Source organism: Spirillospora sp. NPDC049652, from assembly GCF_040675125.1.
Lineage (GTDB): Bacteria > Actinomycetota > Actinomycetes > Streptosporangiales > Streptosporangiaceae > Spirillospora.
Genome location: NZ_JBFAOF010001298.1, coordinates 1 through 1,622 on the forward strand (window position 1 = coordinate 1; position 1,622 = coordinate 1,622).

The following is a 1,622-nucleotide window of genomic DNA, read 5'->3' on the forward strand; positions in this document are numbered from 1 at the left end:
CGCCGCGTCCGCGACGTCCCGGACCTTCCCGACGAACGGGTCGGCGCTGCTCTCCCACGACTCGCGGTACGAGCGGGCGGCGTTCTTGATCTCGTCGGTGATCGAGGCGCTGGAGTCGTCGGCGCGGCGCGGGTAGTCGCCGGCCAGGATCCGCTCGTACTCGCCCGACCGGGCCCACTTGTCGATCTCGGCGAACCGGATCACCGAGTACGGGTGGGACTGGTTCAGCATGTTCATGAACTTCAGGAACCCGTCCCGGACGTCCCCGGCGGCGTCGTACTCGCGCGCCTGCGCGAGGAACGCCTCGGAGTTCATCTCCGACAGCCGGGTGCCGCCCGCCAGCTTCATCATGACGCGCTTGGCGGCGTCGAGGTCCTGCCCGGCGAGCAGCCCGGCGCGGTCGGCCGACAGCTCGGCCTTCCGGAACCACTCGCGCAGCCCCATGATGATCGCCGCGATCCCGATGTTGCCGAGCGGCAGCCACGCCAGCCGCGCCCCGAGCTGCATCAGGATCATCATCATCGTCTGGTACACCGCGTGCCCGGACAGGATGTGCCCGACCTCGTGGGCGATGACGAACCGCAGCTCCTCGTCGTCGTGCAGGTCGAGCAGCCCGGTCGTCACCACGAGGAACGGGTGGTCGGAGCCGATCGCCATCGCGTTGGCGCGCGGGTCCTGCGTGACGTAGACCTCCGGCACCTCGGGCAGGTCCAGGATGTAGGCGGCGTCGCGGACCATGTGGTGCAGGTTGCGGAACTGGTCCTCGCCCGCGCGGACCGCGCCGCCGAGGAAGGTCAGCCGGATGGCCCGCTCGTTGAACAGCCCCGACATCTTCCGCAGGACGACGTCGAAGCCCGACAGCGAGCGCAGCGCCACCAGCGCCGAGCGGTCAGCGGGGTGTTCGTAGGCCCGGGAGCTGATCCCGGGAAAGCGCGTGCGTGCCCGGTCGGGTGTGTTGGTCGTCATATCCGGCATGGTATGTCCGACGATCGCCGCGGTCCCGGGGTTCCCGCGCACGCGTCCGACACCGGCCCCCGCTCCCCGCTCCCGCTCCCCGGTCCGTCTCGTCCGACACCGGCCCGAACCCGGAGTGGAGGTCTGGACTTACCGAACGGCCGGTCAGTAAAGTCGGCCGCCCGGAGCGCGTGACGCGCTTCACGTCCCCTGGACCGGCCGTGGACGACCACGACCGCGCGCACGGCCGCCAGGGAGCCAGGACGGGCGGGCGCGAGGAGGCGCGGATGTTCGATCCCCAAGCCGAGGCGATGTCCGTGGACGAGCGGGCCGCGCTGCAACGGCACCGCCTCCAGGGCATGATCGACCGGCTCCTCGCCGCGGACGTCCCGCAGGGGCGGTGGCTCCGCGAGGCCGGGATCGACGGCGGCGCGGACGTCCGCCTGGACGACCTGCCCCGCCTGCCCTTCACCACCAAGCGGCAGCTCTGGGACGCGTACCCGTTCGGCATGGTCGCCGTCCCGCGCGACCAGGTCGCGGCCGTCCACGGGTCGTCCGGCACGAAGGGGCGGCCGACGCTCGTCGCCTACACCCGCGCCGACCTCGACCTCTGGGCCTCGATGTGCGCGCGGTCGCTGGCCTGCGCCGGCGCGGGCGCGGGCAGCGTC

2 protein-coding genes are annotated in these 1,622 nt (G+C 72.3%); one reads left to right on the plus strand and one right to left on the minus strand.

Features of this window, described 5'->3' with window-relative positions:
• The coding region (locus AB0J52_RS39590) for a M48 family metallopeptidase (protein ID WP_500188264.1) at positions 1–966 on the minus strand (966 nt) is incomplete at its 3' end.
• A gap of 275 nt (positions 967–1,241) precedes the next feature.
• On the opposite strand from AB0J52_RS39590, the gene AB0J52_RS39595 reads away from it, so the two are divergent.
• Positions 1,242–1,622 (plus strand): phenylacetate--CoA ligase family protein (locus tag AB0J52_RS39595; RefSeq protein ID WP_500188266.1); only part of this gene is annotated, 381 nt, incomplete at its 3' end.